Annotated in this window: 3 protein-coding genes and 2 pseudogenes; 1 reads left to right on the top strand and 4 read right to left on the bottom strand. The window is 51.0% G+C overall.

Annotated elements, in window-relative coordinates:
• The 4 genes and pseudogenes from E8E91_RS23070 to E8E91_RS23055 all read right to left on the bottom strand — a co-directional run.
• Positions 1-96 (bottom strand): annotated as a pseudogene (locus E8E91_RS23070) (transposase); the annotation flags it as partial.
• Between the two features lie 216 nt (positions 97-312).
• On the bottom strand, positions 313-609 hold the full coding sequence (locus tag E8E91_RS23065; protein WP_280379113.1) for a hypothetical protein: 297 nt from the start codon (positions 607-609) through the stop codon (positions 313-315).
• 334 nt (positions 610-943) lie between these two features.
• The gene (locus tag E8E91_RS23060) at positions 944-1,438 is read right to left on the bottom strand and encodes a hypothetical protein (protein ID WP_280379111.1); all 495 of its coding nucleotides are present in this window, start codon (positions 1,436-1,438) and stop codon (positions 944-946) included.
• 299 nt (positions 1,439-1,737) lie between these two features.
• Positions 1,738-1,986, bottom strand: coding sequence for a MafI family immunity protein (locus E8E91_RS23055; protein ID WP_137821370.1), 249 nt, complete (start codon positions 1,984-1,986; stop codon positions 1,738-1,740).
• A gap of 170 nt (positions 1,987-2,156) precedes the next feature.
• On the opposite strand from E8E91_RS23055, the pseudogene E8E91_RS23050 reads away from it, so the two are divergent.
• A pseudogene (locus E8E91_RS23050) lies at positions 2,157-3,332 on the top strand (IS3 family transposase).
• Positions 3,333-3,340: the final 8 nt, after the last annotated feature.

Raw genomic sequence — 3,340 nt, 5'->3', positions numbered from 1 at the left:
ATCAGTGTCCTCGGCAAACACGACTTGTCGGTTGTGGCCCCGCTGCACAATGTGATGCGGGTAGTTTGCCAACAGGACCCGCCCCACCCTGGGCATGGTTTCTCCCTCCATGAAGACTTAAAAGAACGTGTTCTCTATTCAAAGGATTAGAGTAGGAAAAATAAATCTGTCCCCTTTTCCCCCTGTACCTGCCATTGCCTACACCCCCTTCAGCTGTAGCTGAATCGCAAGGTGTTGCACTGACTGGTTGAATCCGCCGTCCCCTTTTCCCTTTCACTCAATCCGTGAACCCATCTCCTTTCCTGTTTTTTTCTAATAGCCTCTAAAGAAAAACAAAACAACAAACACGAATAGCGCAAAACTTCCAACCGCCATCCTTATATAGACATTTGCGTCCTTCTCAACGCTAGCACCAGCTGAAAAAAATATCTCTCGCCCACTTACAAATGAATAGAAACACTGCCCAAACCAGAAATGCCCCAACAATACTCCCAAAAAAATATCCCAATTCCCCAACAATGAAATTGCGTTCACCAGCGAAGACGCAACCATAAACACCAAAATAGCTCCTCTTCCAACATACAGCCAGGCCACCAACCTACTGATCATTTGAATGCACCTCTTTCGCGTTATCCACCATGGAGTCCCACACCCCCATCGATGAAAGTGAGTTTGCCATCTTCCCTGCTAGCTCTTTAGAAAACCCCTTAGATACAGCATAACGCGCGAACCCAGAACTTAATCCAACGGACGTTGCGCCCCCCCACAAAATCCTCTTTCAAATACCCCGCCATAAGCCCAACAGTTGTTGATGCCCCCGCCATAAATGACGCAGTACCACCACCGAAAAAAGGGGACAGATTTATTTTCTTTACTCTAATCTCACCCCGCAAGTCAGATTTAGAGTAGGAAAAATAAATCTGTCCCCTTTTCCCCTTTTCGATCAAGAATCGAGTTTATTTTTCCGTAAACTCAACGGCCCCAAGAGACCATTAGTGAAATATCGAGTATCAACATCTACAGCAGGCTCTGACCCACCGTAGCAGTCCTTGACATGAAACCTCCTTGAAAGTGCATTAGAGATTTCCTGAAACGCAAGCATTACGAAGCCAACATCAAGATCAATAAAACTATCGAAAGACATTTCAACATCCACCCTACCTTCGTACTTAACGACCCTCAACAAAACAGACGAAAAAAAATCATCCTTTGAAACCCTGAACCTAAAGAGCTTTTCCGCCATACATACACTCCCTTCATAAGAAGAAAACGCATTGACCAGGTTCTCACAAAAACCACCCTCACCTCTTGAACCCTCAAGTCCCTCCGAGACTACTAAATCGCCAACCCTCTCGGATATCCCCTCCAGCTCTTTTAATAGTGAAAACAGCCCCTTTACCGGAACTTCTTGCAAAACCACTTCATATGACTCAGCCATAACAATTTAATCCACAAACCCTTTAAAAGCCCCATCCATATTCAGCCGCACACCTCGACCATCGGACAATCTTTTTCCAAAAAATTAAGCCCTTTATCTGTCGTAACACTCTTGAAAAAAGGGGGCAGATTTATTTTTTGTACTCTAATCTCGTCCCACTAGTCAGGTTTAGAGTAGTGAAAATAAATCTGCCCCCTTTTCCCGCCCCCTTTTCCCGGAGAACTGACTCGTTAAAGTTCCTCGGAAGTGTAGAGGCTGCTTGCCCACCAGCCGTAGCAGTTCCTTTTTCGACAAAGAAACTACAAGATATTTATATCTTGCAGCTCCTCAATATCCATCCCCATGATTTCTGCTGCTATTGCAAGCTGCTCTTTCATCTTAAATGAGATAGCTATGTCGAATTCCACCAGCTGAGAGCAAAGAACTTCCAGTGCTAAACCAGGCTCTCCACATGCGAGAAGTTCTTTGACATTTCTTTCTGTATCGTCCTCGAAGCATCCCGAAACCGCTTCCAAGACCTCTTGTATTATTTCTCCAGACTCACGCATGCCGTACCTCTACTTAGGATATGCAGTAATAATCCCCTCGCCGTGAGGCTCAACTATTACACGAGCTCAAAAAAGGGGACAGATTTATTTTCCCTACTCTAATTTCGGTCTGAAGTGGCCTAATGATTCTGGACACCCCGATAGGGCGTTAAGCTGCGCCCAAGCAAGAGGTGTTCATGAGCAGAAGATCATTCAGTCCGGAATTCAAACTCGAGGCCGCCAGCCTGGTGGTCGATCAAGGCTATTCCATACCGGCAGCCTGCAAGGCGATGGGGGTAGGCCCAACTGCCATGCGGCGCTGGGTCGAGCAATTGACCCTGGAGCGCCATGGCAAGACGCCGGAGCACAGCAAGGCCATGACGCCGGAGCAGCGGCGAATCCAGGAGCTGGAGGCCCAGGTGCGGCGGCTGGAGCGGGAGAAAGAGATCTTAAAAAAGGCTACCGCTCTCTTGATGTCAGACGCCCTCGATTAGTGCGCTTAGTCGAGTCATTGGGTGAGCACTATCCACGGGCAGAGCTTTGCCGGCTGTTCGGCATCAATCGCAGCAGTGTCTATGCCGCCGCTAAGTCAGCAGCTCGCGGTAATCAGCCGCACGCCAGGTTGCGACAGCGCTTGGTGGAGCTGCATGTCCAGAGTCGGCGTTCGGCAGGCGCCCGGACGCTCGCGGCGGCTTTGCGCCAGGAAGGCTGGGCAGTGGGTCGATTCCTGGCCGGCCGTCTGATGAAAGAGGCCCAGTTGTTCAGCTCGCAACGCCGTCGACACCGTTACCGCCCAACTGAGGGTGAGAGTGCCAAAGCGTCGAACGAACTGGACCGGCAATTCCGCACCCACGGCCCCAATCAGGTGTGGTGCGGTGACGTGACGTACATCTGGGCCGGCGGGCGCTGGATCTACTTGGCCGCGATCATGGACCTGTATGCGCGGCGGATTGTGGGTTGGGCAATGTCCGATCGTCCGGACTCGCAGCTTACCGGACGTGCTTTGCGCGTGGCCTATGAGGCTCGCGGTTGCCCCGCCGGCGTGCTGTTTCACTCCGACCAGGGCAGCCACTACAGCAGTCAGGAATTTCGACAATTGCTCTGGCGGCATCGAATCCGCCAGAGCATGAGTCGTCGCGGCAATTGCTGGGACAACGCCCCGATGGAGCGTTTCTTCCGGAGCCTCAAATCCGAATGGATACCGGCTTCGGGTTACGCCAGCCAAGCCGAAGCAGAGGCTGATGTACTGCGCTACCTGACCGACTACTACAACCACCGACGGCCACACAGCTACAACAGCTACCAGACACCGGCACAGCGCGAAGCGCTGGCTGGATAGACCTAAACCGGTGTCCAGTTTTACTTGACCACTTCA

The organism is Pseudomonas sp. BN515 (genome assembly GCF_029873155.1).
Classification (GTDB): Bacteria; Pseudomonadota; Gammaproteobacteria; order Pseudomonadales; family Pseudomonadaceae; genus Metapseudomonas.
Note: the sequence above shows the minus strand (reverse complement) of the source record. Positions and strands in the feature narration are given on the sequence as shown.

Excerpts from the sequence above, each read along its gene's own strand:
- E8E91_RS23065 (WP_280379113.1), bottom strand. The coding sequence starts at position 609 with ATGATCAGTAGGTTGGTGGCCTGGCTGTATGTTGGAAGAGGAGCTATT.
- E8E91_RS23060 (WP_280379111.1), bottom strand. The coding sequence starts at position 1,438 with ATGGCTGAGTCATATGAAGTGGTTTTGCAAGAAGTTCCGGTAAAGGGG.
- E8E91_RS23055 (WP_137821370.1), bottom strand. The coding sequence starts at position 1,986 with ATGCGTGAGTCTGGAGAAATAATACAAGAGGTCTTGGAAGCGGTTTCG.